Raw genomic sequence first — 26,953 nt, forward strand, 5'->3', positions numbered from 1 at the left:
TGTAGTGTATGGAAAATGTGAAGCAACGTGTAGGGAATTCTTTGAGACAAATACGAAAGGCTAAAGGCTACACACAAGAGTCGTTGGGTGAAAAAGCAGGATTCCACTTTTCTTACATTGGGAAAATAGAACGTGGAGAGAAGAATATATCTCTAGAAAACCTAGAGAGACTTGCAAAAGCGCTCGGTGTAGGGGTTCATCAGTTCTTTGGATATGCCTATGAGCTTGAAGAATTGACCGCTAAAGATCGTTTGGCTAAGGAGATTTTACACCTATTAATGAAGCAAAATGAACGAGGTCTTCGTAAGGGTTTAAGTGTATTAAAGGAAATATTTGAGGAAGATTGAATGCGTATTGACAATTAGGAAGGATTCTTATACCATTTTGTATACACAGAACCATCTCGGTTTTAATTTTTAAATATATTAAAAGTTCTGTGCATCTAACTTAATAATAAATGTTTAAAGATACGTATTATCAGCATTTTGGCGGAATTGGCAGACGCACAGGACTTAAAATCCTGCGGTGGGTGACCACCGTACGGGTTCGACCCCCGTCCTCGGCATCACAAGAAAACCTTGAGAAATCAAGGTTTTTTTTCTTTTCTATATCTAATATAAATAGAGAGAAAATGCGATTTGCGCTCAGACTCCTAATAGTGACCTTGTTTCTTCTGGTTCTAGCATATATACAAGGAGGCGACTGCACATGAACCTTCACTCAGCCCGCCAAGCCGCCCAGAACTGGGTGCACCAGGAGGCCGTTAAGCTAGACGGTTATATGGGCGCTTACTACGCCGGCTCGACGATCGGGTTACCGGATGAAGCGGCGCTTCCGGTCGGCTCGGATGTCGACATCATGGTTGTGCTGCGAACGTCTGTCCCTGCGGTGAAGTTGGGCAAATTCCGCTACGAGGGCGTATTGCTCGAAGTGACTTATCTCGAATGGGGCCAGCTCGCAGATGTCACGGGGATACTCTCATCCTATCATTTGGCCGGCAGTTTTCGCCTCAATACGATCATTCATGACCCTTCGGGGGAGCTGACAAAGGTTCAGGAGGCGGTTGCGCGCCAGTGGACCGAACGAAGCTGGGTGGAACGGCGGTGTGAAGAAGCAAGGTTGCGCGCCGAATCGGTGCTGCAATCGATCCAGCCGTCCTCGTCTTGGCCTCAGCAGGTCATGGGATGGTTGTTCGGAACCGGCGTGTTGACGCATGTGCTGTTAGTGGCGGATCTGCGCAATCCGACGGTGAGGCTGCGATACGTGGCTGTCCGACAAGTCCTGGAGAGACACGGCTACGCCGCTCTGTACGAAGGATTGCTGGATTTACTGGGTTGCCGTACGATGACGCCGGAGCGCGCAGGTGCGCAAGTCGAAGCGCTAGAGGACACCTTCGACGCCGCGGTTAAAGCCGCTAAGACGCCTTTCTTCTTCAGCTCGGATATTTCATCGGCAGCGAGGCCGATTGCGATCGATGGCAGCTACGAGCTCATTAAGGCTGGGGATCATCGGGAAGCGATCTTCTGGATCACGGCGACCTTTGCCCGCTGTCATCTGATCCTAGAGGCTGATGCGCCGGAGCTTGTCTTACGTTATCGGCCGCCTTTTGACGCCCTGCTAGCGGACTTAGGCATACAATCGAGCGAAGAACTTCTGAGACGTGCGCAGCAGGCGCTTAGCTTTATCCCTATAATCGAGACGGCTGCAGAACAGATAATGAATGCAAATCCGGACATCAAGCAGCGACGCCGGTAGCTAGAAACCAATTGACAACCGGCCGCTTTTTCGGTAATGTTACATTCGCTTTGACAGGCGGATTAATGGCATGACAAGCCTCGCAGATCTCTATTATCATGTAGACGTGAGGGAGTTTTCATAAAGGGAGAACGAGACGTATGAGCACGATATTCAAGAATGACTGGGCGTCCATTCTAGGTCCTGAACTGGAGCAGCCTTATTACCGCGAGATGCGCGCCTATCTGGCCGAGCAGTATCGGACCACGCCGATCTACCCGAGTATGCACGATATCTTCAACGCCCTTCATTATACGGCGTATGAGGAGACGCGCGTCGTTATTTTGGGCCAGGACCCTTATCACGGGCCAGGGCAGGCGCATGGCTTCAGCTTCTCGGTTCAGCCGGGGGTGAAGACGCCGCCTTCGCTGCAAAATATTTTCAAAGAGCTGCATGAAGATCTCGGTTGTCCGATTCCCGATCATGGCAATCTGCTCGCTTGGGCGAAGCAGGGCGTGCTGCTGCTTAACAACGTGCTGACCGTTCAGGCAGGACTGGCTGCATCCCACCAGGGCATCGGCTGGGAGCGGTTCACGGATCGGATCGTTGCGGCATTAAATGAACGCGAGCGTCCGCTCGTCTTCATTCTGTGGGGCAAGCATGCGCAAGAGAAGGCCGCTTCCATCGATACGGATCGCCATTGCGTAATTGCATCCCCGCATCCAAGTCCGTTCGCTGCCCATCGCGGCTTCTTCGGCAGCCGTCCGTTCTCGAGAACGAATGCGTTCTTGAAGCGAATTGGGAACCAAGAGATTGATTGGTGCGTCCCATCGTTAGCCGAGCTGGAGACAGCGGCAGGAGATTCGCAATCATCCCAGTAGTTACTATCACGAACGAAAAATAGCCCTCTATGTACCGGATCAGACTCGATCGCGAACATAGGGGGCTATTTTGCATGGCCTATAGGCTAGTAGGGCAGGCGGCCGTTATTCGTTACCTTCGGCAGTCCCGTCGTTCCCTGTGATCGACGCGCTGCTTGGGGATGTAGCGGTATCCACCTTAATAACTGGCTCATAGCTGGACGAAATATACGTGGTCACTTTCACGTCCGTGATGACTTGCGGGTACATCATGTCGGGCTTCGGATAGGTCGGCACGATGTGAATGATGGCTTGATCGCCTTCGAATTCGATCGATTCAATCTGGATGCCATACCCTGGGTTCGGAGCTTGCGCGGTGATCGTTACTTCGTTCACATCGGCATTAATCGCTTTTGTCGTCAAAGCGGGATCGTAGATCGGCGAGTTCGATTGCTCATCGTCACCAGGGGCCGTAGTCTCTTCATGCTGCTTAAGGAGCTGCAACGTGTCATGCGTCCAGGCTGCCGCTTCGCTGCGCGTTACCGCTTGCTTCGGATAGAATTTCTGGCTTGCGTCCAGTTGTACGATGTCGGAGATGAGCAGCTTCTGGATGCTATCCGCATAAGCAGCCGTTACGTCGTCAGCATCCTTATACTCCTTGTAAATTTCAATGAACGCCAAGTCTGCTTTCGTAATCATTGCCTTGAAGAGGTAGTGGGCGAATTGTTCGCGAGACATGACGGCAGACGGGTTCACATCGCGCGGAAGTCCGAGTTCGTTCACGCCGGCTAGCATGAACGCTTCCGAATACCAAGCGTCGTTGCCGATCGTTGTGAAATAATCGGATGCTTCCGGCTGTTTGACGAATACTTTATCGCCAAAGTCGAGGTCCAAAGCCTTCGCGATTAACGTGATGCCCGCCGCGAACGTCATCTTCTCTTTCGGCAGATACTTACCGTCTTGATTGCCGCTTAGAATTCCTTGCTTCTGCAGTTGTTCGATCTTCGTTACATTCGGATCGTTCGCCGTGTCGGAGAAAGCGAATGCACCGTGTGCGGATGTTAAGGCCAAAGCGGCGATTGCCGCGGTTAGTATTGTTTTCTTCATGTAAATCACTCCAGTCTATCATCTTGTGCTTATGTATCTGTATAGACGCGCTCTGTTCCCTGAATGTTGCAAATGATTTCTAGCTTAGGCAACCGGATACGTGAATATCGTAAATAACTTACCCGCCGAGGTGCAAAACAAGTCGAACGATGGGAAGTTCGCGTGGAGAATATCCTCGATTGCTTGTTTCTTCAGTCGTTATTCAGCGTCCTCTCAACCTATGCTCAGTTCCGCTTCATCTTCGATTCAGATTCCATTGGTAGGCTGTTCTTGCAGGGATAAATCCTATCGAATGGAAAGGTGGAAGATGAAGATATGAGAAGGATGACGAAAAAGATGGCAGCTGGTGTGCTGGCTGGTACGGTAATATTCGGAGCAGCGGGTTTCGCGGGAGGGTTTCAATCGAGCGCATTCGCCGCTGAGGTTACTGACAGTACTGCGGGAACTCAACCGATGAACGAAGGACGAGGTTTCGGGTTCGGCTTGAATCAGGAAGCATTGCTCGCCGTTGTCGCTGATCTGCTCTCTATTGATGAAGATACAGTTAGTGCGGCATTAAAGGAAGGGCAGACGCTGTCGGCGCTTGCGGAAGCCTATGACGTCGAAGAGGAGGAACTCGTAGAGGCGCTCGTAGAAGCGATTACGGTAACGATCGAGGAGCAGGTGACGGCGGGTACGCTAACCGAAGAGCAAGCTGAGCAGCAGTTGGACAACCTCGACGAACGCGTAACGCAGCTTGTGCAGAATAAGGGGATGCTTACGGGAGGCATAGCTGCTGGCGCTGGCGGCCAGATGTCTTACAGTGTGCTTGCGCTCAGCAGCGCAATACTGGATATCGAAGAGGAGACGCTGCAAGCTTCGCTGCGCGAAGGCCAAACCTTAGTTGAAATCGCAGAAGAAGCGGGCTTATCGGAAGAAGAGTTTTTGGCCTTGCTGCTAGCAGCGGCTGAGCAAACGATCGAAGCGGCCGTGACGGCCGGAACGTTAACCGAAGATCAAAGCGAGCAGCAGCTGGAGCAGCTGGAGGAGCGTCTGGCGCAACAGATCGAGGGTACCATGGGACAAGGAGGAGCAGGCGCTCCGGGACAAGGCGCCGGCGGCAATGGGCAGTCCTCTAATGGACAGACAGGGGGGCAGTCCACAACCAAACCGAACACGACAACCGGGACTGCGACAACGACGAACAGCTCGCCAACCCTGACGGATATATCTGGCCACTGGGCGCAAAAAAATATTCAGGCTCTGGTCGATAAAGGCATTCTGACCGGCGACGCGAACAAGAAGTTCAATCCGAACGGTACGGTCACTCGAGAGCAGATCGCCACGATGGTCGCCAAAGGCTTCGAGTTGGATAGCTCGGCAACGAGCGGCACAACAAGCTCTTTCTCGGACGTGGCTGCCAATCGCTGGTCGTCCAGTTATGTGGAAGCGACGAAGGACTATTTCACGACAAGCGGTAAATTCGAACCGACGAAGGAGGCCACACGTCTGGAAGTCGTCGTGACGCTCATTAAGGCGTATCTGGATAGCAATAGTTCGGTCGAATTGGTAAGCAGCGAGGAGGCGGAGACCATCCTGTCGGCCAAGTTCAAGGATGCGACATCGATTGCGGCGGCATCGCGTCCATATGTGGCAACGGCGGTAGAGCTTGGCGTCGTGAACGGCGACAGCGCAGGCAAGTTCAACGCCTCGAAGACGGTGACGCGCGCGGAAATCGCTTCGATGCTGAACAGCATTCTGGCGCTGGTAGACAGCGAGTAGTAGGAGGGAGGCACCTGGAGACAGGTGCTTCTTTGCGCTCTAGCAGTAACTTGCACCTGATTCCGGTATGTTTACAGGGACGTCATTTACCAGGGCGGCTTTCGTGCTTCATGCGCTATAAGCTGAGTATTAGCTTAATGTTTTCTAATCGTACTCAGTTATTCCCTTTTTCAGTGTATTCTGGAGGTTGTAGAGTTGAATCGTTGGTGAGGGGAAAACATCTTATGCGCTTCCGGCATCTTGAAGAAAAGATTGAAACCATGCGTCTCTTCATGAATATTGCAGCTGCTCATTCCACATATTCTGACGTACTAAAAATAAGCCAGCGACTGGATGAGCTTATTAATGAATTTTATAGAGATAAAGAAAGAAGTGCCGAGGCTTATCTGAAAAAGTAAAACCGCTTACCGGATCGAATCGGCAGGCGGCTTATTTGGAAAAGTACGATCAAGGTAGTGGGGGGAGTCCTGAATAGTATTAGTAAACGAGCGTTTAGAGCTAGGAAGGCAACTAGTCGACTTTCCGGAAAAATAAAAAAGCCCTTGATAATCAAGGGCTTACGTGTATGATCTGTAGTGGGCTCGAACCACTGACCCCTACCCTGTCAAGATAGTGCTCTCCCAGCTGAGCTAACAGATCATAATATGGTGATCTGTAGTGGGCTCGAACCACTGACCCCCACCCTGTCAAGATGGTGCTCTCCCAGCTGAGCTAACAGATCGTATAGAAAACGTTATTCGTTTGCAGTGACAAGTACTAATATATCAACTTGCCCACATGATGTCAACCCTATTTTTTGTTTTTATTAAAAAATCCTGAAAGCAAGCGGTGCTGCCTTCAGGATTACCTGCAGAATTACTGTTTGGCGCTTGGAATATCGCATTTGTTCGCAATGAAGTTGATCTGATTCTCCAGCCGGTTGATCTCTTCTTGCGACTCTTGCGAGGAGTTGCCGGAAGAGGTTAATGACGCTAATTGCTGCTTCAGCTGATGCAGATCGTCCGACGCATTCGAGCAGTCGTAGTTGCTCTCCAATTGATCGACCACCAAGATTCCTCCTTCTTCGGGGACAAATTTACTCGTATAGTATGGACGCAAATTGTTCAAATATGTACGTTCTAAATCCCCGTAGCCAATACTAAATGGTCCGCTTCCATCATATGGTTAACTATCGGAGCGATCGATGAGAGGCAGGTTGGTGGCGGATGATGAACGAGGCGATCTACTTAGCGGTCTGGTTGATGGGGCTATTCGGGATTGTTGGAGTCGTCAGTTGGTGCTTGGCCAGAATGGTCATTGATGACTCGATGAATTATGATGAACAGCATGTCTGGCAGCGGAAACTGCCGCAATGGGTAAAGGAAGAAAAGAAGAGGTAAGGCCAAGTTTATCCAGCTGCAAGCAAGCCGATACTATTCCCATTGCTGTTAGGAGTAGGGGGAATGTTAGTTGTTACGCGTAATTATAGGGCTGGCTTGTCTGCTGATCTGTTCCGGTTGCATAAAGGCAGGGACTAATCCGAACGAAGAGATGGAGCGTGTAATCCAATCGCCGGGCGATCGAGCGGTGTTCGGAAGCGTATATGGCGAAGGCGATGATGGCGAAGAGCAGGAGCTTGCGCCGAGGAAATTGGGTACGAACAAAGGAAACTTTCGTCCGCCGCTCGGATCCACGAAATAAATAAAAGACAAGATCCGGCCGCGATGAGGAGCAGCCGGATCTTGTCTATTCATCGTCTTCCCATTTGCGGGAGTAGGCTTTCTTGGTCACGAAGAGGAAGAGCGCGGTTAAGCCGAGCGCAATTAGAATAGCTAAGATATAAACTAAAGTCACGTTCGCGAAGACTCCTTTCAGCAGACAAGTCGTTACGTCCTATCATACTTGATCTTGGCGCATATGAGAAGCGAGGATCGGGTATCCTAGCATCATGCTCACATCGGCGGAGCATAGCAGGAAAGTAGGATTCTACAAAGGAGGACTTCGAACATGATGAACCAGAACGAAGGCCAGTATACGGAAGGACAAGCGATCGCGCAAGACAACCGTGAAACATTTGTAGCAGTCCAAAAAAACGGCGACGGCGACCTGACGGCATTCCAAACCTCGTCTGGCCGAATGCTCGATTATAATCAAGCGCTGCAGGAAGTGCAGGCCGGCCGCATTGCGGGCGTGAATGCCTTCAAAGGACGTGACGGCGAGACGTATATTCGCGGCGACGCGGACGGCGATCCAACGAACAATCTGGACAATCTGCCTATATTCTAGCCATCGTTAATGGCATAAACGAAAGGCTCGCGGAGCGATTCCGCGGGCCTTTTAGTCGATGCTATACACTTTATGCTGCTCCACGAATTGCATGGGGCCTGTCCGCCCGCGATATTGGGGCATCGTGTCATCGTAATGCATGAGCCAGATCCGTTCTTGAATCGAAGCCGGCAGCGTGAGCAACTGATCAAGCGTGGCGTGCACAGCGCCTGGCGGTTTCAACTGGCAATCGTGAAAAATCTTCGTGCATCCTTGTTCGACCAGCTGATTAAGCAGGCCCGCATCGAACTTCATGTCCGCAGAATAGAAGAACGTATCATTAATGAAGAAAGAGTAGCTCGCTTTATTCGGAATATGCTTCGTTCGAATCGGCGTTACTTCGATCCCCGGCGAGATGAACGCTCGTTCTCCTTCCTGCAGCGGATGCACCTCGAAGTAAGCATCGAGCGAGGTCAGTTCCTCTTGCATGAGCCCGCCTTTCAGGGTCGTCTCCCAGAGGGGCTCAATCAGCGGGGCAGGTATGTATAATGGGACTTTGCGTTTGTGGACGAATTTCATTTGGAAAGCGAATTCTTCCATGCCCCCGACGTGGTCGGCATGAATATGGCTAATGAGCAAAGCGTCGATCTCGCTGAAGCTCTTACCGAGCCGATGAAGCGCCAGGGGAGCCGTAATCCCGCAATCGAGCAGAACGGTCTGCCCATGGGCATGCAGAAGCGCATTATTATTGTAGTATTGCTTGGCGAACGCGCTCCCTGTGCCTAGCATTTGAATATTCAACCGCGTGTATCCCCCTTGATTGTGGGCATCTTTGATCTTAAATTTATCATCTTCGAGTTGAAATGGAAAGGGGACTTTCGCTAAAAAGTGACAATTCGTCGCAAAAATCCGAGCACGCTAAACCATTATCCTTCATAGAATACAACAGCTATTCATTGAAAAAGGGGCAGGTGTATCGGGCGTTATGAGCAAAGGCAAAGGAAAAGCGGTCAAGAAACAAAAATCCCCGTCCGAACGGAAACAGGCAGTCCTTAAAATGGTATTATCGGGAACGTGCGCAGTATGTAAAACACCTTGTGCCCGCGGAATGCGCTATCTCGAGAGTATGCAAGAGCCCGGAGCTGTCGGCAAAGGCGTTCCTTGCATTCTAACAAGAACTTATATTTAAGCAAAAAATATTTCCTGGGGAACCGCATTATGCAACATTTTTTGACAAAACCTTCATGAAATAAAATTGAATTGTGTGCGCAACTTTCAAATAAAACCCGAGTATAACCTTACATCCAGACAACCGGATGGAGGGTAACAAGCATGAAGTACAAGAGGCTGCTCATCTTGCTGCTGGTGATGTCGTTATGGGGCGGTACGATGATGTTTGCCGATTCCGCAGCCCAGAAGGTGCGGGTATTCGTCAACGGTGCAGAAGTGGAAGATGCAGGTATTATTTCAGAAGGCAAGACATATTTAGCGGTAAGACAACTGGCCAGCACGCTGCAGTCACTCGTATTCTGGGATGAGACCACGAAGAAGGTGACCGTCTTCAAGCCGAATGTCCATATGTTCTTATTCCAAGACAATACGATCTTCGGCAATGTCAACAAAGGGGGCAAATACACGTTCAAAGTGTTCGCCCAGATTGATAACTTGTTGACGGATATTGCAGCGGTGAAGGTATCCATCTTCGATCCTTCCGGAACGGAGAAAGTGATCCAGTCCCAGAACGTAACCACATCCAAGGATAACTTCTGGTTCAGGACCGAAGATGTGAAGTATAACTTTGATTCGGCTGGCAAATATTCCGTTCGTTTCTTTATGAAAGTGACTGCGAACGAAGATTGGAAGCTGGTTTCAGAGAAAACGATCACAGCGCAATAAACGGTACGAAGAGCGCCTTTGCAGCCATGCTGCAAGGGCGCTTTTGTTTGACCGGGCGATTGCTCTCATGTTACGATAAGAAGGAAAGGCAATTTCAGATTTGTGAAATGAGGGTATACCATGAGCGAGCATCAACATGATGACAACTGCGGCTGCGGCGAAGACCATGAGCATGAAGATCATGTATTCGTCGTAACGGATGAGGAAGGCAACGAGCGTGAGATGGTAATGGTCTACACGTTCGAATCCGAACAGCAAGCTTATGCTGTCTTGATCGATCGCAACGATCCGGAAGAAGACGGCGTTATTTTCCGCATTGAAGAAGAAGACGACGAGGCATTCCTCGTTGGAATCGAAGACGATGCAGAGTGGGATCGTGTTACGAAGATCTACGAAGAGATCGCACAACGCGAGAATGGCCAAGCGTAAGACTTCTTGCGTCTTACGTATAGAGATTGACTAGGAATCCGGCAGCCGCTTACGGCATGCCGGATTTTTTTAGTGCCTATTTGCGCGGATTGTAATAGATCGTTCGTCCATTGAAGAGACGAAGCTGGGCTTTTAGCTGCTTCGCCATATATTTGCAAAGCTCTAGCGCCTTGGCTTTATCGCCGTGTGTCGCGTCGTCGGGCAAGGTAACTTGTACATAATGAAAGGTTTGTTCTTCTTCCGTGCGGGAACCGACCGCGAACAGAATGTATCGATAACCCGTCTCGGTTCCTTTCAAATAAAACCATTGCTGTTCTTCCTCCGGCTTCGTCTCGACGGAGTAGGGAAATGCGGCAGAAGCGTAATTCCAGTCCAGCTGCTGTCCTGTGAGCGATGTCTGTTCACGATAGTGCGTAAGGCGTGCTTTCACGTCATCTAGTTCCATCCGATTGACCGTTGAACCCGATACTAATGTGATGTAAGCGCTTTGGCTCATCGTAAGCGTCACCCCCACCTCATCATAGCACTTCGCTCTATACTCTTACAACAATTTCCAATAATGAACGGTTTAATGAAAAAAGACCGGAAGCGAATGCTTCCGATCTTGTGATCTTGTACGGCGGTCGATTAAAATATCGCTTCTTCCTCAACGATGACCTTTACGAACTGAATGCTGCGGTCTTCAGGACCTTTGACCGGCAGGCCAACTTCGACATGGTCGACGATGTAGTCGATATTTTGTTGCGAAATAACCTCGCCCGGTAGAAGAATCGGGATGCCAGGCGGGTATACATAAATAAACTCGGCGATAATCCGTCCCGCAGATTCCTTGAACGGCACAACTTCGGTCTCGCCGTAGAAGGCTTCGCGCGGCGTAAGCGACAGCTGAGGGATCTCAGGAATTTTGACCACGAGCTCCTGGACCTCATTGCGCTCGTAATGCGTCTTCGCGAGATCGCGAAGCGCGGTTAGGAGCGTGTCCACCGAATCTTGGGTATCTCCTGGCGTAATCAGGGCGAGAATGTTGTACATATCGCTTAACTCGACTTCGAGATTGTAATGCTCGCGAAGCCAATTCTCGCACTCATAGCCGGTGATGCCCAGGTGGCGTACATGGATCGTAACTTTGGTCGGATCATAATCGAATGTTGCTTCGCCGCCGAGAATTTCTTCGCCCGGGCAATACAGACCGGGAATTTCGTTGATTGCGTTCCGTGCGCTCTGAGCAAGCTCGATTGCTTTCTCTGCGATCTCATGTCCATGAAGAGCCAGATTCCGGCGCGACGTGTCCAGGGAAGAAAGCAGAATGTAGGAAGTCGATGTCGTCGTCAACATGCTGATGATGGTCTGTACGCGATGCGGATTAACGCGACCTTTGCGCACATTGAGCACCGAGCTCTGGGTCATCGAGCCGCCCAGTTTGTGAACGCTTGTAGCAGCCATATCGGCTCCGGCTTGCATGGCTGACATCGGCAACTTCTCATGGAAGTGAATGAGCACGCCATGCGCTTCATCGACGAGAACCGGAATATCGTAGCTGTGTACGAGATCGACGATTTCCTTCAGGTTCGCGCACACGCCGAAGTAGGTCGGGTTAATAACGAGTACGGCCTTCGCATCGGGGTGCTTCTCCAACGCGCGTTTGACCGAACGGGTCGTAATGCCATGGTCGATGCCGAGATTCTCATCCCGCGCCGGCGAGATGAAGACAGGACGCGCGCCCGCAAAGATGATCGCCGACATAATCGACTTATGGACGTTGCGCGGTACCATAATCTTGTCCCCTGGCGAGCAGACCGACAGGATCATCGTCATAATCGCGCCGCTTGTTCCTTGAACGGAAAAAAGGGTATAATCGGCTCCGAATGCATCGGCTGCCAATTTCTGTGCTTCTTCAATAACGCCCGTTGGCTGATGCAGGTCATCGAGCGGAGCAATATTAATCAGGTCGATCGACAGTGCGTTGTCGCCGATAAATTCCCGGAATTCAGGATCTGAGCCTTGTCCTTTCTTATGTCCGGGGATATGGAACTGCACTGGGTTTTGTGCCGCGTGCTCGCGCAATTTGCTGAACAGCGGGGTCCGGGTATGATCCATTTCGCTTCATCCCTTACCTTTCGTCATGAATTCGATGTATTCTTCAATCAAACAAACAAGGTTGAGTATAGCAAAAACAGGGGGGATTGCAAGAAACTTTTTTGTTGAAACTAGGGTAATGATTCTTCAGGCGGCAGCTTGTCAATGTCAAGTGTTGCCAAGGGGGAATCGCATTTCTCCTAACGTACATGCAGGAAAGGAGATTTTATATGAAACTGCAATCAGGCTGGGCGGGAAAAAAAGTGCTGACCTCGCCGTTCGTCGTTCAGCTGCTCATCATTATGTTCCTTGTCGAATTCGTGAAGGGGGCGCTCATGGTCTCGATTCTCCCCGTCTATATGGGCACGGTGCTTGGTCTGTCCGCGTATGCGGTCGGATGGGCGCTTGCGCTTCAATATATTGGGGATAATGCCTTTCGCAGTCCGCTAGGCTGGATCATCGACCGTCTAGGCTATAGGATGGTTATGTTGTTCGGAGTTATACTGACTTTCGCCTCGGTTGCGATTGTTTCCAGTACCTCGGGCATGGGCTGGATCGTGTTGGCTTGCTTGCTGCTCGGCGTCGGAACATCGCCATTGTGGCCGTGCGTCATTACGGGAGCAACGGCCGTAGCTGGGAATGAAGCCAGCGGCACGATCATGAGCGTGGTGTATTTTGCCTGGCTTACCGGCGTAGGCTGCGGGCCGATCGTGATTAACTTTTTCATCGTGGAGACCTACGCGCCCGCATTCCGTATTCTCATTGCCATGATGGTCGTCGTCGTGGTCGTGGCCTTGCTGCTGCCGGGGCGGAGCAAATCGCGCGAGATTGAAGGGCGGGAAGTGACCGTCCATCAAACAGGCTCGGCTGAGCCATTCTCGGAGCGGATCAGCGAGTATTTCCGCAAGGTTCGCAGCTCCATGCATGCCAGCTGGCTCTTGTATCCCGCGATGTTTACGCAGAATTTTGCCTTGGGATTGCTCACGCCAGTCTTGACGCTGTATGCGCGAACGGTGCTCCATCTGACGCCGCAGCAATATAGTATGTATCTTGTCGCAGGCGGTGCCGTGACGGTAATAGGGCTTATTCCGGTCGGCAAGTGGGTGGATCGCGTAGGTACCAAATGGTTCCTGCATGTAGGCTTCCTAATCGCCGCCGTTTCGCTCCCGCTGCTCGGGTATACGCGCTCACTGCCGCTAGTGCTTGGAATCGTAGCGGTCGTGGGTCTGGGGTACGCGATGATTATTCCGGCATGGAATGCGCTCATTGCCGAAGCGATCCCCAAAGAAGAGCGCGGGGCGGTATGGGGATTCTTCCTCACCATTGAAGGGCTTGGCGTAGTCGTGGGCAGCATTTTATCCGGCAAGCTGTTCGATTCGCTCGGTCCGCAGGCGCCTTTCTTGGTCAGCGGGTCCGTGATGCTCCTGTTGTTTGTTCTTCATTTGTTCATAACCAGGCGCCCAACTGTTATGGTACGATGATTGGGTGGAGGAATGAACATGAAAGATAAACGTCTTGTCGTTGTCATGTTGATGCTGATGACAACCTTTATCGGGTTCGGGATTATCATCCCCGTCCTGCCGGAGCTCATTAAAGCATCCAGTCCCGGTTCATTCGAACTGCATACCGGGCTTATGCTCTCGTTGTACTCTGCGATTTCGTTCGTGCTCTCTCCGTTCTGGGGAGGATTATCGGACAAAATCGGCAGACGTCCAGTCATTATGGTTGGTATTCTCGGCTTTGCTGCCAGCTTTCTCGTATTCGGGGTCGCAGACGGCAATTTGGCCCTTATGTATGTGTCAAGGATTGTCGGCGGTTTGTTCTCGGGTGCCGTCACTTCGGTAATCGTCGCTTATGTCGCGGATATTACGCCGCCAGATCAGCGGACGAAGGGGATGGGGCTGGTCGGCATGTCGATCGGACTCGGGTTCACGATCGGTCCGGGTTTCGGCGGCCTGCTCAGCCTTGTCTCGAATAATACGCCGTTCTACGCCGCTTCGGCTCTGGCGCTCGTTACCTTCCTGCTTGCTGTTACGCAGCTGCCGGAATCGTTGCCGCCGGACAAGCGGACGCAGAAGGAGACCAAGGTATCGCGATGGACCGCATTCACCGGTTCGGTGAAGTATCTGTATGTGCTGGCATTCTTCGTCACTTTCTCGCTTGCGGGGCTGGAAGCGACGCTTCAGCTATTCGGCTGGGCCAGGTTTGAGGTGACGCCGCTGCAGGTCGGCATTATGTTCTTGATCTGCGGACTTGTAGGGGCGCTGATTCAAGGCGGTGTCGTCAGACGCATGATCCGCAAAGGGGACGAGCCCAAATACATCGCGATTGGCCTCGTCATATCCGCGATCGGCTTCTTGCTCTTGATTAGCGCGCACAGCTTATGGACGGCAACCTTATATTTGGCGATCTTCGGCATAGGCAATGCCCTTATTCGGCCTTGCGTCACGTCGCTCATCACGCAGAAAACAACGGTCTCAACGGGCGTCGCTTCCGGATTAAGCTCGTCAATGGACAGCCTGGGGAGGATCGTCGGTCCGCTGCTCGGCACGTTCCTGTTCAAGATCGATCTGCAGCTGCCTTACTTGGCCGGCGGTTTGCTGTCGTTGCTCGCATTGCTCCTGCTGTTGCGCTTCCGCTTACTGGACCGCTCAGCCGTCTCGCAGCGCGAGACTTCGGCGGCTTCCTAACCTGCCCCTTCCAACAACCGTTTTCTTATCCGGGCTTCTCGCCTGTGATCGGAAGACGGTTGTTTTGCGTTGACGAGCCTGCGGCCCGATCGCCTCCTCAGTCTGCAGACCGGGGGAAAGATTGGTCTACAGACGTTTTTGACACCTTCTGGAAACAGGTATTCTTGATCAAGGAGTTCAAGGAGAACCATGTTGAAGGGAGATTAAAGGGGATGCAAGCATTTACGAAATGGGCATTCAATAACAAGGCCGCGATGAAAATTGTCGTTCTTATGGCGTTAGTCATGGGGGTGCTCAGTTATTACAAGCTGCCGATGGAGTTTCTGCCGGAGGCGGATAACCCGCAAGTAACGGTTGCTGCGATCGGCCAAGGTTACGATGCGAAGTCGATGGAAACGCAGGTAACGAATAAGTTAGAAGAGGCGCTGCAATATACGAAAGGTAAAACGACCATGGAGTCGACGACAGGCAACGGTTTCACGCAGATCAATCTCAATTTCGATTCCAGTACCGATATGAAGGAAGCGAAGAGCGAAGTTGAACGTGCGGTAGCGGCCGTGCAGCTACCAGAGCGGGTGTCGCCGCCCTATGTCGTCCAGTTCAACACGACGATGATTCCGATCTCGTGGGTTACGTTCGCCTTCGATGACAACATGAGCGAAGTGGAGCGGGAGCAGGCGGAGAAGGAGATTCTTAGCGAGTTCAAACAAATTGAAGGCGCTGGAGAAGTCATCCTCAGCGGCAAAACGATGCCGACCGTCTCCATTATCCCGAACACGCAGAAGCTCGCTGAGAAAGGGTTGTCGGTGCATGCGCTGATGGGCCTGCTGCAGGACCGTGCAGCCTCTGCCTCGGTAGGAGAGAAGGACATCGCCGGCGCAACGAGCAACATTAGCGTCCGGGCCGACATCAGCGATATCGAAACGTTGCGGAAGCTGACTGTCGCACCGGGCGTCACAGTAGCGGATGTCGCTGAAGTGAAACTTGTGCAGCAGCAGGAGAGCATCAGCAGCCTGGGCGGCAAGGACGTCATCATGCTGACGATCTCCAAGTCGGCGAATGCCAATGCCGTTACGGTCGGCAATGGCGTAGAGGAATTGACCGAGCGTCTAAACAAGGACATGAAAGGCGTGGAAGCGACCGTGCTGCTGAGCACGTCGGAGCAGGTCGTTCACTCCGTCAACTCAATGATGCGCGAAGTGCTGATGGGCGCTTTGTTCGCAACGATCGTCATTCTCTTGTTCATGCGCAACATCCGGGCGACGCTGGTTACGATCGTATCGATTCCATTGTCGCTTGGCATTACGTTGTACCTGCTTGATCTGTCAGGCGTTACGCTCAATATTATTACGCTCGGCGGCGTAGCCGTAGCCGTTGGACGTCTAGTAGACGATAGTATCGTCGTCATCGAGAACATTTACCGCCGTCTGCAAAAAGAAACGTTCTCCCCATCCATGATCATTGATGCGACGAAGGAAGTCGCAACGGCAATTACATCATCCACGCTTGTGACGGTGGCCGTCTTTCTACCGATGGGTCTGCTTCGCGGGTCGCTGCAAGATTTTCTGCTTCCGTTCGCGTTGACGGTTACGTATTCCTTGCTGGCGTCGCTGCTCGTAGCTTTGACGGTCGTGCCGGTCTTGTGCGCGGTGTTCCTGCGGAATACGAAGCATACCGAACCTGAAGGTTCCAAACGCTTCTCGCTTTTCCTCGCCTGGAATCTGAAGCACAAATGGGTGCCGCTTCTCATTTCGGCGCTGCTCTTCTTCGGTTCGATCGGCGCGTATGTCATGATGCCGAAGGCCGCGCTTGATTCCTCCAGTGCGGAGAATCTGGATGTATCGCTCGAATACCCGGGCAATACGCCGCATGCGACTGTCGTTGAGAATGGACGCAAGCTGGAGCAATTCCTGAATGACAAGGAAGAGGTCAACTGGGTGCTCATGTCCAACGGCAACAGCTCGGATAATGCCAAATTCGGCGCGGTTTCCTCGACGACGCTCGTTACGTATATGATCGACATGAAAGAAGGCGCGGACGCCGAGAAGTTGATCGAGGAGATTAAGGCGGAACGCGGCAACTATGAAGGCGCCGAGCTGAATGCATCGGCCACCAGCATGATGGGCGGCACCAGCTCTTCGTCGGTGACGATCGATATTACCGGCGACGATCTTGAGGCCCTTACACAAGGCGCTGAGCAAGTCATGACGGCAATCAAGCCGGTGGAAGACGTATTGAAGGTCAAGTCCAATCAAGAGGAGAAAAAGTCGGTCTACACCTTCGAGCTGGATCCGCTCAAGGCGAAAGGCGCGGATGTTGCGACTCAGCTGCAAATGCTGCTTAACCCGCTGCCGATCGGTTCGGTAACGGTGGAAGGCCGCGAGACGGCCGTCATGCTGCAGCCATCGGTGAATCCGGCGACCGAAGCCGATCTGAACAATCTCACGGTGCTGACGGATAATGGTCCGGCTAAAGTGTCCCAGGTCGCTAAGCTGACGAAAGCGGAGGAGTCTACCGTCTTCTATCACAAGGACGGCAAGCCTTACGTACGAGTGACGGCTGAAGTCGAGCCGAGCCAGCTGTCCGTAGTCGGCAAGGAAATCAGCAAGAAAGTCGATGAGCTGAAAGCGCCCGAAGGGGTAGAGATCGTCGTTGGCGGAGCTTCCGTTGACCAGGCAAGCGACTTTGCCGATCTTGGCATGACAGCGCTCATCTCGATCGGAATCGTCTACCTGATCATGGTCGTAACGTTCAAGACGCTGCGTGCGCCGCTGGCGATCATGTTCTCGCTTCCGCTGGCCGCGATCGGCGCGATCGCAGGGCTCATGATCACCGGAATTTCGCCTGACTTTACCGCTATGTTCGGCGCTTTGATGCTGATCGGTATCGTCGTCACGAACGCCATTGTCTTGATTGACCGCGTGAAGCACAACGAGCAGACGATGCCGATTCGCGAGGCGCTTATCGAAGCGGCGACAACGCGGATGCGTCCGATTCTGATGACTGCGATCGCTACCGTCTGCGCCATGCTTCCGCTTGTGTTCGGCTCCTCGGAGAGCGGCAGCATCGTCTCCCAGAGCTTGGCGATCGTCGTCATCGGCGGACTGGTTGCGGCAACGGTGCTGACACTCGTAATCGTACCTTGCGTCTACGAGCTGTTCTTCTTCCGCAAGTCGAGACGGGAACGGAGAGCTGCGGCATCGATGGAGCATGCAGCATAATCGTGGCATGAAAAATACCGCCCCTTGAATCCAAGGAGGCGGTATTTCTTGACATACAAGAACGCCTATCGATCATCTAGGCGCAAGCCATTTCACCTTGTTACCACGACATTTTGTACAGCGGCAGTACGGTACGGAACGTCTCTACGGCTTTAGTCACGAACGCTTCCCCGTCGGCAAGCAGCGGATCCTGGCGGTCGAGTATGATGCCGCACAGCGCTTCCGATGCTTTCACTTTCTTCAGCCGCGTGAGCAGCGCCTTAAGCCCTTCTTCGCCGAGGTCGCCGTGCAGATCGCCGCCAGGGACCATATGATCGCCAGACCAGACGTAATGAGCGGGAATCTCGGCGAGAATGTCGTCAAGCTGACCCAGCGCATGCTCGGCGAAGACGGACTTGAGATCCGATTCGTAAATAATCGCGAACTGGACGAAGACATGAGAGCCGAACAAGCCGATCTGAAAATGCGGATAAGCTTTATACCCTCGCTTATTCGGCGCATAGGCAACCCAAGTATCGTTGGGCGGATTAATGGTCCTGCGTGCGTGCTTGGCGACATGCGGGTACATCGTTTCGCCGCACAGCTCGCTTAGCACCGGTGCAAGGCGATCGCCAAGCTCGAAAAGTTTGGGACGAATGCGTTCGATCAGCAGAGACATGCGCGGTTCAAGTCCATCTACGGCAAATACGTCAAAGTCGTCCTGGGTGAATCCGGCGAAGGGAGCAGCCGGCTTAATCTGTTCTTCGTGTGTTGCAGCCATTGTTGTCCATTCCTTTCAAAGACAATTCTATGTTTATTTAATAATAATTCTAAATATGAAATCATTATAGCATATTGGCGTAGCATTTGCTTCTCCTTTGTTCGTTTCCATTATAGCGGTTGCATTCCGATACCAGATCGTATACAGTCTAGTCTAGTTGAATGTGACAGGGATTGTCCAACTGGAGGAGAGTATCTATGTGGCAGCAATCGTGGTTTCTGATTAACATGGCGTTCGTGGCGCTTGTAATCTTTTATATGTTCGCTCATCGTTCGGTGACGATGGCCAAGATGGAGGGGGCGCAGGATCAGCTGCGCAAGGCGCTGTTGAAACGAAGAATCGCAGGCATTCTGACGATTATCGCTTTTATCGGGATGGCTGGCAGTTTCGTGATGAATATGAAGGTCAACGGCTAAATCATAATAGGTTGCCTGTTGCTAGTTGGGATTTTCAGTATGGAATGGATGTAAATTCAAAATAGTTGTGTCCATATTGTGTAACTTCCGGAACAGAGCGAAACATTTTCGCTCTGTTTTGCGTTTAAGTTGGCGTAGGTTCACAATAGGCGCACAGTTTTTGGTCAAATCAGAAAAAGGAGACGTTGCATGAAATCCATGAAGTGGTTGTTGTCGCTAGCATTACTGTTTGTACCTCTCGGAGGTGTCATTAACGCTGACCGGGCCGTTGCCGTAGGAGCAGCAAGCAATCGATTGACGCTTCAAATAAATAGCAAGGTGATGGATAAGAACGGCGTGCAGTCGCTTGCCGCGCAGCCGGTTACCGTTAAATCAGGCACTTCTTTCATTCCGCTTAAGTCGGTGGCCAACCAATATGGCTATAAAGTGGCTTATGACGTGAAGACCAAAGAAGCGGTCGTGACCACTTCGCTTCACGTGTTCCGTTTCAAGGACGGCCGCAAGACGATTACGCAGGACGGCAAGGCGGTTACAGCGCCGCTCGCGCCATATTCCCAGAACGGCTCCTTCATGGTTCCGATTCGCACATGGTCCACGCTTACGGACAGTAAGCTTGCGCTCACAGGCAAGACGATCTCGCTCACCTGGAGCACGCAGCCGACTGCGGATTTCTCGGTGCAGCCGGAGAAGATCTACGCGGGCGAGACGTTCGTGACGTATGTGGACCGCAGCACGACGACGACGGGTACGCCGTATGTGGCTGAACGTTGGGAAGGTAAGATGGATGTATTCCCTCAGGCGGGCACGTATACGATTACCCGTGTCGTCCAGGATTCATCCGGCGTCTGGAGCGATCCTTACTCCGTGACGATTCAAGTGCTTGCGCCGAACCAGGCGCCGGTAGCAGACTTCAGTACGGAGCAAGAGACGTACCGCATCGGCGAGCAAGTTATTTACACGGACCTCAGCTACGATGATGAGAACGCGATCGTTAAACGCACCTGGTCCGGCAAAGAAGACGTCTTCTTCGAGGCTGGCGTGAAGACGGTTCAGCTTGAAGTCGAAGACAGCCATGGGTTGAAAGGAACGGTCGTGAAGACGATTACCGTTACGGATGAAGTGCTGTACACGAAGAACGAGTACGACATGCTGTTCACCGAGCAAGGCAAGAAGTACACGATTAACGGGGCTTCGGTCTTGAATTACCCGGTAATCAGTTACACCTATCAATCCAATATGGCCCAGATGGTCCGCAGCAACAGCCCGGAGACGCTGATTACAGAGGGAATCGCGTATGACGATATGCTCTCCGGCGAAGTGAGCTTCATGTTCCACCATCTGAACAAGATCGGGTATCCGGTCAAAATTTATTTGCTCGCTACGAACAAGAGCGGCGTCGTTGCGAATGTAAGCACGGGCGCTTCCGGTATTGGCGGTCCCGACGTGTATATCTCCAATACGGGTAAACTGTCCACCGCACGATACTTGCAGGCTATCGCGGATAACAAAGCGCCGACCGTGACGACGATCCGCCCGAATCAGACGGTCATCCTGTACCAAGATCTGAATAAAGTGCCGGTCAAACCGGAGCAAACGGTAACCGCGTATGTGGATCTCAATTCGGATCAAGAGCTGCACTACCAAGTCGTCGTCGTAGCGGCGGATAAAGATCCGATTGCGCTGCTGCCTTCGCTTACGCTGATGGATCGTTACGATATCCATACGCGCGGCACGTTCTATAACGCCAGCCGTACGATCGACATTACCGAGCCGTTAGGCAGCACGCCGTCGAGGCTTGTACTCGGGGACGGCAAAAACGATCCTTATCTGATCGGCATGGACGCGGTTACCGGCAAGAATGAAGTCAACGTCGGCAATTTTGGCGTTATGTACAAGATGACGCTTAATCATGTCGCTCCGAATACGCTGATTGCACTGAATCCGCGCGGAGGACATTACGCAGGCGCGTTCCTTGTGAACGGGAAGCTGGTTTACGTGACCAAGGATAGCATTCTGAAGGATAATACGGAGGCGGCCGTACTTTACCGCACCGGCAGTACGGAGGAATCGGTGGAGCTTGTCTTCACGATTGCGGCCGGCGGCAACTTACCGCTCGCAATGCTGTTTCTGCCTATGCCTGGTTTGAAGTATTAAGTTAGGTTATCCGCACTTATTTCTAACATGGATACTGGCATGCTGTTCGATGGTCGAGCAGCATGCTTTTTATTTTATAGCGCAGGTTCGACGCAGGCTCGGAGATGTTTTTCGTCGCCGGATCAGGTAAACTACATCTATATGGTTAAGATGACTCGTAACGGGCAACAATGGGAGGTAACATCGCGATGCGAAAAATCGTTCAAGCGCCGATTCACGTTTATCGCAAGTTCATATCGCCGCTGAAGCCGCCGACCTGCAGATTCTATCCGACGTGCTCGGCCTATGCCTTAGAGGCGATCGAGAAGCATGGCGCGGCAAGAGGCAGCTGGCTCGCGGTGAAGCGGATTTGCCGGTGTCATCCGTTCCACCCCGGCGGAATCGATTACGTTCCGGAAAGGAAAGCTTGACCGGCGCGAATTAGCACATCTGCCGCTTGACAGTCGTTGACCGGATTCGGTATAGTTTGGAGCAAGATGGTAATTAGGAATCGAACATTCATTTCGATGAACGGATAAGTACAGAAGCAAGGCCCTTCTCAGAGAGCCGGGGGAGCTGCGAACCGGCAAGGTGCACCTTTTGGAAAATGGTCCGGGAGAATTCGCTTTCGAGCTGCTTGGCGCACTGAAGAGGCGACAGGGGTAAGAGAGCGGCGCATGAGCTGCGTTAAAGGCTGCGCTTGCCCGTCTGAACCGGGTAAGCCAATGAGCTTCCGCTTGGGCAATGAACGAGCGGAGGGAATTTGGGTGGTACCGCGTAAGCAACCGAAGCTTTCGTCCCATAGTGGATGGAGGCTTTTTTGTTTTGTTCGAACTATTAAGGAGGTTAGGAAATGAGCAAATCATTTTACATTACGACGCCAATCTATTATCCAAGCGACAAGCTGCATATCGGTCACGCGTATACGACGGTGGCGGGCGACGTCATGGCTCGTTATAAGCGCCTGCAAGGGTATAACGTCTGGTACTTGACCGGCACGGATGAACACGGTCAGAAGATTGAGCGCAAGGCGAAGGAAAGCGGCAAGAGCTCACAGCAATTCGTGGACGATATCGTCGTCGGCATTCAAGAGTTGTGGCGCAAGCTGGATATCTCGAACGATGATTTCATCCGCACGACCGAAGAGCGCCATAAGACGGCGGTGACCAAAATTTTCGATCGGCTGCTCAAGCAGGACGATATCTACAAAGGGGAGTACGAAGGCTGGTACTGTACGCCGTGCGAATCGTTCTTCCTGGAGCGTCAGCTCGTCGACGGCAACAAGTGTCCGGACTGCGGACGTCCCGTGGAACTCGTTAAGGAAGAAAGTTACTTCTTCCGGATGAGCAAATATGCGGATCGGCTGCTGCAATTCTATGAAGAGTATCCGGACTTTATTCAACCGGAATCCCGCAAGAACGAGATGATCAACAACTTCATCAAGCCGGGTCTCGAGGACCTGGCCGTATCCCGCACGACGTATGATTGGGGCGTTAAAGTCGAAGGAGATCCGAAACACGTCATCTACGTGTGGATCGACGCGCTGTGCAACTATATCACGGCGCTTGGCTACAATTCGGAGGACCCGAGCAAGTACGACCAATTCTGGCCGGCGGACGTGCATCTGGTCGGCAAAGAAATCGTGCGCTTCCACACGATCTACTGGCCGATCATGCTGATGGCGTTAGATCTTCCGCTGCCGAAGAAAGTGTTCGCGCACGGCTGGCTGCTCATGAAGGATGGCAAGATGTCCAAGTCCAAGGGCAATGTCGTGGACCCGGTTTCCCTGATCGACCGCTACGGCCTGGATGCACTGCGTTACTTCCTGCTGCGTGAGGTGCCATTCGGCTCGGACGGCCTGTTCACGCCGGAGAGCTTCGTTGAACGGGTAAACTTCGACCTGGCTAATGACCTGGGGAACTTGCTGAACCGGACCGTCGCGATGATTGACAAATATTTCGGCGGCGAGATTCCGGCTTACGACGGCAATGTCACCGCGTTCGACAGCTCGCTCAGCGAGCTTGCGACGAGCACCGTCACGCAAGTGGAAGCTTCGCTTGAACGGATGGAATTCTCGGTCGCGCTGACGCAAATCTGGCAGCTCGTGAGCCGCACGAACAAATATATCGATGAGACGCAGCCTTGGGCGCTTGCCAAGGATGAGGCCAAGAAGGGCGAGCTTGCGAGCGTGATGGTTCACTTAGCAGAGTCGCTGCGCATCACGTCGATTCTGTTGCAGCCGTTCCTCACGATTGCGCCAGGACGCATCCGTCAGCAGCTTGGCGTTGCCGATGGCGAACTGTCCAGCTGGGACAGCACGCGTTCGTTCGGCCTGCTGCCAGGCGGAACGCGCGTAACGAAGGGCGACCCGATCTTCCCGCGCCTCGATGCGGCAGAAGAAATCGCTTATATAGCTTCTACGATGAATGCGGGTTCGGCTGCTGCGCCTGAGGCTGCTGCAGCTGCTCCATCGGCTACAAATGCCGCGCCAGTAGAAGCGCCAGAACCGAAAGAAGAAATTACGATCGATGATTTCGCGAAGGTCGAGCTTCGGGTGGCGCAAGTCATTGCTGCAGAGCCCGTGAAGAAGGCCGACAAGCTGCTGAAGCTTCAGCTTGATCTTGGCTATGAACAGCGTCAGGTCGTATCCGGCATCGCCAAATTTTACACGCCGGAGCAAATGGTCGGCCGCAAGGTCATCTGCGTCGTGAACCTGAAACCGGTCACCTTGCGCGGGGAATTGTCGCAAGGCATGATTCTGGCTGCATCGCATGGCGATCAGCTGACGCTGGCGACCGTACCAGACGAAATGCCTAACGGCGCAATTGTGAAATAACGATGAACAAGCAGCGGCTGTACGCCTTCGTACAGCCGCTGCTTTCGTTGACAGGCTAGGCGGGGGCTTATATAATGTGGAACGTAAAGCTTACGATTATGGGTTCTATATTACGGCTATACTAATCTAGTAGTTATGCATGATAATGAGGTGTATGGAAGTTGTTGAAGGTACAATGGAAACAAGTGGCAGCCGTCTTCGTGATTCTGGCTGCGCTGATGGTAACGGCCGGCTGCGGGAATAGCGCCAGCGGCGCGCTCGAAGAAGGCAAGACGAATGTGGTCACGAGTTTTTACCCGGTCTATTTTCTGGCGGAGCGTATCGGCGGCGAACAAGTGAACGTAGTGAACCTGATTGCTTCGGGCGTCGAACCGCATGATTGGTCGCCGAAGAGCCAGGATCTGAACGTGGCTTCGAAGGCTCAGCTATTGCTCTACAACGGAGCGGGGCTGGAAGGTTGGGTGGATGACTTCCTGGAAGGGCTGCCCGCTGACACCCAGTTGAAGACGAAGGCCCTTAGTGACGGCATTGAACTCATCTTAGGCAATCCGGAAGAAGAACATGAGGAGCACGAGGAAGAGGGACATGAGGACGAACACGATCATGCCGGTGAATATGATCCGCATACGTGGGTGAGCCCGAAGTCGATACTGATTATGGCTGCGAACGTGAAGGACGCGCTGATCGAGGTCGACGAGGCCAACCGTGACGCGTTCGAATCCAATTATGAGAAGCTGAAGGCTGAGCTTGAAGAGTTGGACCAGAGCTATACGACGACGCTTGCGGCAACCACCAAGAAGGACATCGTCACTTCCCATCAATCTTTTGGTTATTTAGCACGGGATTACGGGCTTCATCAAGTCGCCATCATGGGTTTGACGCCCGATGCCGAGCCGAAAGCGCAGGATCTGCTGGAGATTTCCAAGTTCGTCAAGGAAAATCAGGTGAAATACATTTTCTTCGAGGAACTTGTGTCCGATGAACTGGCTAACACGTTGGCTCGCGAGACAGGCGCAGAGACGCTGGTCCTTAACCCGGTGGAAGGTTTGACGAAGAAACAGGAACAGAACGGTGACACGTACATTACGCTCATGCAGCAGAATTTGCAGAACCTCGTGAAGGCGCTGCAATAGTTTTCCTTCCCAGTTATACAATTGAACGATCAAAGGAGGCTTGCGGCACGATGAACAGCCTGCCCATGCAGCAGCCGTTTTGCCATCAGAATATTATAGAAGTAAGTAACGTTTCCTTCGCCTATCAACAGAAGCCCGTCATGGAAGATATCAGCTTCGCCGTACAGGAGCGTGATTTTGTCGGCTTGATCGGCTCGAACGGCGCGGGGAAGACGACGCTGCTGCGCATGATCGTCGGTCTGCTGAAGCCCGACAGCGGTACGATCAAGCTGTTCGGCCAGACGCAGAACGATTTTTCAGGGTGGAATAAAATCGGTTACGTGCCGCAGAAGAACTCGTTCAATCCGCTGTTTCCGGCGACGGTGCGCGAAGTTGTCATGTCCGGTTTATATAACCGCAGCAAGCTATTCAAGCGCGTATCGAAGGCGGATCAGTTGAAGTGTGAGGAAGCGCTCCATGCGATGAAAATCGAGGACCTGGCTGCCAAACGGATCGGCGAGCTCTCCGGCGGCCAACAGCAGCGGGCTTTCCTTGCCCGGGCGCTTATCAACAACCCGGCGCTGCTGATTCTTGACGAACCGACGGTCGGGATCGACGTCGAGACGCAGCAAGGATTTTTTCATTTGATCAAGCATATGCATCAACATCACAATATTACGTTCCTCATGGTATCGCATGACATGGACATGATTCGTTCCTATCTGGGTGATCGGCCAACAAGGGAGTGCGGCAAGCTGAAGCTGTATGTCAAGCACTCGCACGAGCTGGAGGATTGCAGAGAGACGAATTTGACCCATAGTCTGCGCGAACTGCGGGAGCTGTCTGACCGGGAGAAAGCGAGCGTGGCCAGTTGGAAATCTTGACGAGTGATTTTTTTCAAAGAGCTTTAATCGGAGGGATCCTCATCGGAGTTACGGCGCCGCTCATGGGGCTGTTCCTCGTCTTGCGCAGGCTGTCCATGATTGGCGACACGCTCTCGCACGTCTCAATCGCAGGCGTAGCGCTCGGCTTCATTATCGGCGTCTATCCGCTTGCCGTCGGGTTGTTGTTCGCCCTTGCCGCTACCTTCGCGATTGAGAAGCTCCGCAAAGCTTATAAGTCTTATGCGGAGCTTTCCATTGCGATCATTATGTCGGGCGGGGTGGCGCTCGCTTCCTTGTTCTTCTCCTTAGAGACAGGCCCGGGCATTAATGTGGAAGGGTATTTGTTCGGCAGCATCTATACGCTCGACGATGTCGACTTGCTGCTCATCGGTATCGTCACCTTGATCGTGCTGGTAGCTGTAGGCCTTCATGTCAAAGAGCTGTTCCTCATCACATTCGATGAGGATGCGGCAGCGGTCAGCGGTTTGCCGACGCGATATTTCAACATGATGATCAGCATTCTGACTGCCCTTGTCATTAGCGTCTCGATCAAGATCGTCGGCGCGTTGCTCGTATCGGCGCTGCTGACGATTCCGGCGGCTTGCAGCCTAGTCCTTGCGCGCAGCTTCCGGCAATCGGTGATTACTGTCGTTGTCGTCGCTGAACTCGCGGTGATTATCGGCCTTATTATGGCAGGGGTCTGGAACCTTGCGCCAGGCGGCACGATCGTATTGCTTCTGATCGCGATGCTGCTGCTCTTGCTAACATTCCGGCGCAGGGTAACTTGACGCCAG

27 protein-coding genes, 3 tRNA genes and 1 other annotated feature are annotated in these 26,953 nt (G+C 52.5%); of the genes, 22 read left to right on the plus strand and 8 right to left on the minus strand.

The genetic code is table 11. The annotated features are described in order from the left end of the window. The first annotated feature begins 8 nt into the window (after nucleotides 1-8). The 4 genes from FHS18_RS05765 to FHS18_RS05780 all read left to right on the plus strand — a co-directional run bounded on the left by FHS18_RS05765 (nucleotide 9) and on the right by FHS18_RS05780 (nucleotide 2,615). A complete protein-coding gene (locus FHS18_RS05765) occupies nucleotides 9-347 on the plus strand; it encodes a helix-turn-helix domain-containing protein (protein WP_183597918.1) in 339 nt (112 codons plus the stop codon). A gap of 140 nt (nucleotides 348-487) precedes the next feature. Continuing rightward, nucleotides 488-562: transfer RNA gene (locus FHS18_RS05770), tRNA-Leu, on the plus strand. Nucleotides 563-708: 146 nt separating this feature from the next. Continuing rightward, nucleotides 709-1,755: a hypothetical protein gene (locus FHS18_RS05775; protein WP_183597919.1), complete on the plus strand. Its 1,047-nt coding sequence runs from the start codon at nucleotides 709-711 to the stop codon at nucleotides 1,753-1,755. 140 nt (nucleotides 1,756-1,895) lie between these two features. Continuing rightward, nucleotides 1,896-2,615, plus strand: coding sequence for a uracil-DNA glycosylase (locus FHS18_RS05780; protein ID WP_183597921.1), 720 nt, complete (start codon nucleotides 1,896-1,898; stop codon nucleotides 2,613-2,615). A gap of 105 nt (nucleotides 2,616-2,720) precedes the next feature. On the opposite strand, the gene FHS18_RS05785 is transcribed toward FHS18_RS05780, so the two are convergent. Continuing rightward, entirely contained in the window at nucleotides 2,721-3,701 is a 981-nt protein-coding gene (locus FHS18_RS05785; RefSeq protein ID WP_183597923.1) for an S-layer homology domain-containing protein, read from the minus strand. Between the two features lie 315 nt (nucleotides 3,702-4,016). Here FHS18_RS05785 and FHS18_RS05790 point away from each other — a divergent pair, with 315 nt between their 5' ends. Together FHS18_RS05790 and FHS18_RS05795 are read left to right on the plus strand one after the other, a co-directional pair. Continuing rightward, entirely contained in the window at nucleotides 4,017-5,462 is a 1,446-nt protein-coding gene (locus FHS18_RS05790; protein WP_183597925.1) for an S-layer homology domain-containing protein, read from the plus strand. Nucleotides 5,463-5,686: 224 nt separating this feature from the next. Continuing rightward, complete coding sequence (locus FHS18_RS05795) at nucleotides 5,687-5,860, plus strand: aspartyl-phosphate phosphatase Spo0E family protein (protein WP_183597928.1); 174 nt, start codon at nucleotides 5,687-5,689, stop codon at nucleotides 5,858-5,860. Between the two features lie 168 nt (nucleotides 5,861-6,028). Here FHS18_RS05795 and FHS18_RS05800 read toward each other — a convergent pair. The 3 genes from FHS18_RS05800 to FHS18_RS05810 all read right to left on the minus strand — a co-directional run bounded on the left by FHS18_RS05800 (nucleotide 6,029) and on the right by FHS18_RS05810 (nucleotide 6,509). Next, nucleotides 6,029-6,101, minus strand: a tRNA-Val gene (locus FHS18_RS05800). A 6-nt stretch (nucleotides 6,102-6,107) separates the two neighbouring features. After that, nucleotides 6,108-6,183, minus strand: a tRNA-Val gene (locus FHS18_RS05805). Nucleotides 6,184-6,317: 134 nt separating this feature from the next. Then, nucleotides 6,318-6,509 (minus strand): DUF2524 domain-containing protein, encoded by a 192-nt coding sequence (locus FHS18_RS05810; protein WP_183597929.1) that lies wholly within the window; start codon nucleotides 6,507-6,509, stop codon nucleotides 6,318-6,320. 158 nt (nucleotides 6,510-6,667) lie between these two features. Here FHS18_RS05810 and FHS18_RS05815 point away from each other — a divergent pair, with 158 nt between their 5' ends. The 3 genes from FHS18_RS05815 (at nucleotide 6,668) to FHS18_RS05825 (ending at nucleotide 7,727) form a co-directional block, all read left to right on the plus strand. Then, nucleotides 6,668-6,841 (plus strand): hypothetical protein, encoded by a 174-nt coding sequence (locus FHS18_RS05815; RefSeq protein ID WP_183597931.1) that lies wholly within the window; start codon nucleotides 6,668-6,670, stop codon nucleotides 6,839-6,841. Nucleotides 6,842-6,911: 70 nt separating this feature from the next. After that, nucleotides 6,912-7,142, plus strand: coding sequence for a hypothetical protein (locus FHS18_RS05820; protein ID WP_183597933.1), 231 nt, complete (start codon nucleotides 6,912-6,914; stop codon nucleotides 7,140-7,142). A 306-nt stretch (nucleotides 7,143-7,448) separates the two neighbouring features. Then, nucleotides 7,449-7,727 (plus strand): DUF3892 domain-containing protein, encoded by a 279-nt coding sequence (locus FHS18_RS05825; RefSeq protein WP_246427475.1) that lies wholly within the window; start codon nucleotides 7,449-7,451, stop codon nucleotides 7,725-7,727. A 51-nt stretch (nucleotides 7,728-7,778) separates the two neighbouring features. Here FHS18_RS05825 and FHS18_RS05830 read toward each other — a convergent pair whose 3' ends face one another. Beyond that, on the minus strand, nucleotides 7,779-8,495 hold the full coding sequence (locus tag FHS18_RS05830; RefSeq protein ID WP_183598677.1) for an MBL fold metallo-hydrolase: 717 nt from the start codon (nucleotides 8,493-8,495) through the stop codon (nucleotides 7,779-7,781). A gap of 196 nt (nucleotides 8,496-8,691) precedes the next feature. Between FHS18_RS05830 and FHS18_RS34255 the strand changes: the two genes are divergently transcribed. From FHS18_RS34255 to FHS18_RS05840, 3 genes are all read left to right on the plus strand, one after another. Then, nucleotides 8,692-8,895 (plus strand): hypothetical protein, encoded by a 204-nt coding sequence (locus tag FHS18_RS34255; protein WP_246427476.1) that lies wholly within the window; start codon nucleotides 8,692-8,694, stop codon nucleotides 8,893-8,895. 143 nt (nucleotides 8,896-9,038) lie between these two features. After that, nucleotides 9,039-9,602 carry a stalk domain-containing protein gene (locus FHS18_RS05835; protein WP_183597935.1) on the plus strand — a complete coding sequence of 188 codons (564 nt, stop codon included), beginning with the start codon at nucleotides 9,039-9,041 and terminating at the stop codon, nucleotides 9,600-9,602. Nucleotides 9,603-9,722: 120 nt separating this feature from the next. After that, on the plus strand, nucleotides 9,723-10,031 hold the full coding sequence (locus FHS18_RS05840) for a DUF1292 domain-containing protein (RefSeq protein WP_183597937.1): 309 nt from the start codon (nucleotides 9,723-9,725) through the stop codon (nucleotides 10,029-10,031). Nucleotides 10,032-10,107: 76 nt separating this feature from the next. Here FHS18_RS05840 and FHS18_RS05845 read toward each other — a convergent pair whose 3' ends face one another. Both FHS18_RS05845 and FHS18_RS05850 read right to left on the minus strand, forming a co-directional pair. Continuing rightward, nucleotides 10,108-10,527, minus strand: coding sequence for a DUF1885 family protein (locus tag FHS18_RS05845; protein WP_183597939.1), 420 nt, complete (start codon nucleotides 10,525-10,527; stop codon nucleotides 10,108-10,110). Nucleotides 10,528-10,658: 131 nt separating this feature from the next. Continuing rightward, nucleotides 10,659-12,128 (minus strand): aminotransferase class I/II-fold pyridoxal phosphate-dependent enzyme, encoded by a 1,470-nt coding sequence (locus FHS18_RS05850; RefSeq protein WP_183597941.1) that lies wholly within the window; start codon nucleotides 12,126-12,128, stop codon nucleotides 10,659-10,661. A 209-nt stretch (nucleotides 12,129-12,337) separates the two neighbouring features. Between FHS18_RS05850 and FHS18_RS05855 the strand changes: the two genes are divergently transcribed. From FHS18_RS05855 to FHS18_RS05865, 3 genes are all read left to right on the plus strand, one after another. Next, nucleotides 12,338-13,588, plus strand: coding sequence for an MFS transporter (locus FHS18_RS05855; RefSeq protein ID WP_183597943.1), 1,251 nt, complete (start codon nucleotides 12,338-12,340; stop codon nucleotides 13,586-13,588). A gap of 18 nt (nucleotides 13,589-13,606) precedes the next feature. Beyond that, nucleotides 13,607-14,797, plus strand: coding sequence for an MFS transporter (locus tag FHS18_RS05860; RefSeq protein WP_183597946.1), 1,191 nt, complete (start codon nucleotides 13,607-13,609; stop codon nucleotides 14,795-14,797). A 212-nt stretch (nucleotides 14,798-15,009) separates the two neighbouring features. Next, the gene (locus tag FHS18_RS05865; RefSeq protein WP_183597948.1) at nucleotides 15,010-18,018 is read left to right on the plus strand and encodes an efflux RND transporter permease subunit; all 3,009 of its coding nucleotides are present in this window, start codon (nucleotides 15,010-15,012) and stop codon (nucleotides 18,016-18,018) included. Between the two features lie 100 nt (nucleotides 18,019-18,118). Here FHS18_RS05865 and FHS18_RS05870 read toward each other — a convergent pair whose 3' ends face one another. Further along, nucleotides 18,119-18,778: a YktB family protein gene (locus tag FHS18_RS05870; RefSeq protein ID WP_183597950.1), complete on the minus strand. Its 660-nt coding sequence runs from the start codon at nucleotides 18,776-18,778 to the stop codon at nucleotides 18,119-18,121. A 197-nt stretch (nucleotides 18,779-18,975) separates the two neighbouring features. On the opposite strand from FHS18_RS05870, the gene FHS18_RS05875 reads away from it, so the two are divergent. The 7 genes from FHS18_RS05875 (at nucleotide 18,976) to FHS18_RS05905 (ending at nucleotide 26,947) form a co-directional block, all read left to right on the plus strand. Further along, nucleotides 18,976-19,194: a hypothetical protein gene (locus FHS18_RS05875; RefSeq protein WP_183597952.1), complete on the plus strand. Its 219-nt coding sequence runs from the start codon at nucleotides 18,976-18,978 to the stop codon at nucleotides 19,192-19,194. A 189-nt stretch (nucleotides 19,195-19,383) separates the two neighbouring features. Next, nucleotides 19,384-21,348 (plus strand): stalk domain-containing protein, encoded by a 1,965-nt coding sequence (locus FHS18_RS05880; RefSeq protein ID WP_183597954.1) that lies wholly within the window; start codon nucleotides 19,384-19,386, stop codon nucleotides 21,346-21,348. Nucleotides 21,349-21,536: 188 nt separating this feature from the next. After that, nucleotides 21,537-21,758, plus strand: coding sequence for a membrane protein insertion efficiency factor YidD (yidD, locus tag FHS18_RS05885; RefSeq protein ID WP_183597956.1), 222 nt, complete (start codon nucleotides 21,537-21,539; stop codon nucleotides 21,756-21,758). An 87-nt stretch (nucleotides 21,759-21,845) separates the two neighbouring features. Next, nucleotides 21,846-22,132 (plus strand) — a binding site (T-box leader). Between the two features lie 48 nt (nucleotides 22,133-22,180). Beyond that, a complete protein-coding gene (metG, locus tag FHS18_RS05890) occupies nucleotides 22,181-24,163 on the plus strand; it encodes a methionine--tRNA ligase (protein ID WP_183597958.1) in 1,983 nt (660 codons plus the stop codon). Nucleotides 24,164-24,324: 161 nt separating this feature from the next. Further along, entirely contained in the window at nucleotides 24,325-25,296 is a 972-nt protein-coding gene (locus FHS18_RS05895; protein WP_409348536.1) for a metal ABC transporter solute-binding protein, Zn/Mn family, read from the plus strand. 50 nt (nucleotides 25,297-25,346) lie between these two features. Next, on the plus strand, nucleotides 25,347-26,159 hold the full coding sequence (locus tag FHS18_RS05900; RefSeq protein ID WP_246427477.1) for a metal ABC transporter ATP-binding protein: 813 nt from the start codon (nucleotides 25,347-25,349) through the stop codon (nucleotides 26,157-26,159). Continuing rightward, nucleotides 26,147-26,947, plus strand: a complete 801-nt coding sequence (locus tag FHS18_RS05905; protein WP_183597960.1) for a metal ABC transporter permease — start codon at nucleotides 26,147-26,149, stop codon at nucleotides 26,945-26,947. The genes FHS18_RS05900 and FHS18_RS05905 overlap by 13 nt, the downstream gene beginning before the upstream one ends. The last annotated feature ends 6 nt before the right edge of the window (nucleotides 26,948-26,953 follow it).

The sequence above is a fragment of the Paenibacillus phyllosphaerae genome (assembly GCF_014192105.1).
GTDB classification, from domain to species: Bacteria; Bacillota; Bacilli; order Paenibacillales; family Paenibacillaceae; genus Paenibacillus_Z; species Paenibacillus_Z phyllosphaerae.

Coding starts and splice junctions, on each gene's coding strand:
- FHS18_RS05795 (WP_183597928.1), top strand. CDS start 5,687: ATGCGCTTCCGGCATCTTGAAGAAAAGATTGAAACCATGCGTCTCTTC.
- FHS18_RS05780 (WP_183597921.1), top strand. CDS start 1,896: ATGAGCACGATATTCAAGAATGACTGGGCGTCCATTCTAGGTCCTGAA.
- metG (WP_183597958.1), top strand. CDS start 22,181: ATGAGCAAATCATTTTACATTACGACGCCAATCTATTATCCAAGCGAC.
- FHS18_RS05880 (WP_183597954.1), top strand. CDS start 19,384: ATGAAATCCATGAAGTGGTTGTTGTCGCTAGCATTACTGTTTGTACCT.
- FHS18_RS05875 (WP_183597952.1), top strand. CDS start 18,976: ATGTGGCAGCAATCGTGGTTTCTGATTAACATGGCGTTCGTGGCGCTT.
- FHS18_RS05785 (WP_183597923.1), bottom strand. CDS start 3,701: ATGAAGAAAACAATACTAACCGCGGCAATCGCCGCTTTGGCCTTAACA.
- FHS18_RS05775 (WP_183597919.1), top strand. CDS start 709: ATGAACCTTCACTCAGCCCGCCAAGCCGCCCAGAACTGGGTGCACCAG.
- FHS18_RS05765 (WP_183597918.1), top strand. CDS start 9: ATGGAAAATGTGAAGCAACGTGTAGGGAATTCTTTGAGACAAATACGA.
- FHS18_RS34255 (WP_246427476.1), top strand. CDS start 8,692: ATGAGCAAAGGCAAAGGAAAAGCGGTCAAGAAACAAAAATCCCCGTCC.
- FHS18_RS05860 (WP_183597946.1), top strand. CDS start 13,607: ATGAAAGATAAACGTCTTGTCGTTGTCATGTTGATGCTGATGACAACC.
- FHS18_RS05815 (WP_183597931.1), top strand. CDS start 6,668: ATGATGAACGAGGCGATCTACTTAGCGGTCTGGTTGATGGGGCTATTC.
- FHS18_RS05835 (WP_183597935.1), top strand. CDS start 9,039: ATGAAGTACAAGAGGCTGCTCATCTTGCTGCTGGTGATGTCGTTATGG.
- FHS18_RS05825 (WP_246427475.1), top strand. CDS start 7,449: ATGATGAACCAGAACGAAGGCCAGTATACGGAAGGACAAGCGATCGCG.
- FHS18_RS05870 (WP_183597950.1), bottom strand. CDS start 18,778: ATGGCTGCAACACACGAAGAACAGATTAAGCCGGCTGCTCCCTTCGCC.
- FHS18_RS05840 (WP_183597937.1), top strand. CDS start 9,723: ATGAGCGAGCATCAACATGATGACAACTGCGGCTGCGGCGAAGACCAT.
- FHS18_RS05830 (WP_183598677.1), bottom strand. CDS start 8,495: ATGCTAGGCACAGGGAGCGCGTTCGCCAAGCAATACTACAATAATAAT.
- FHS18_RS05850 (WP_183597941.1), bottom strand. CDS start 12,128: ATGGATCATACCCGGACCCCGCTGTTCAGCAAATTGCGCGAGCACGCG.
- FHS18_RS05865 (WP_183597948.1), top strand. CDS start 15,010: ATGCAAGCATTTACGAAATGGGCATTCAATAACAAGGCCGCGATGAAA.
- FHS18_RS05855 (WP_183597943.1), top strand. CDS start 12,338: ATGAAACTGCAATCAGGCTGGGCGGGAAAAAAAGTGCTGACCTCGCCG.
- FHS18_RS05900 (WP_246427477.1), top strand. CDS start 25,347: ATGAACAGCCTGCCCATGCAGCAGCCGTTTTGCCATCAGAATATTATA.
- yidD (WP_183597956.1), top strand. CDS start 21,537: ATGCGAAAAATCGTTCAAGCGCCGATTCACGTTTATCGCAAGTTCATA.
- FHS18_RS05790 (WP_183597925.1), top strand. CDS start 4,017: ATGAGAAGGATGACGAAAAAGATGGCAGCTGGTGTGCTGGCTGGTACG.
- FHS18_RS05845 (WP_183597939.1), bottom strand. CDS start 10,527: ATGAGCCAAAGCGCTTACATCACATTAGTATCGGGTTCAACGGTCAAT.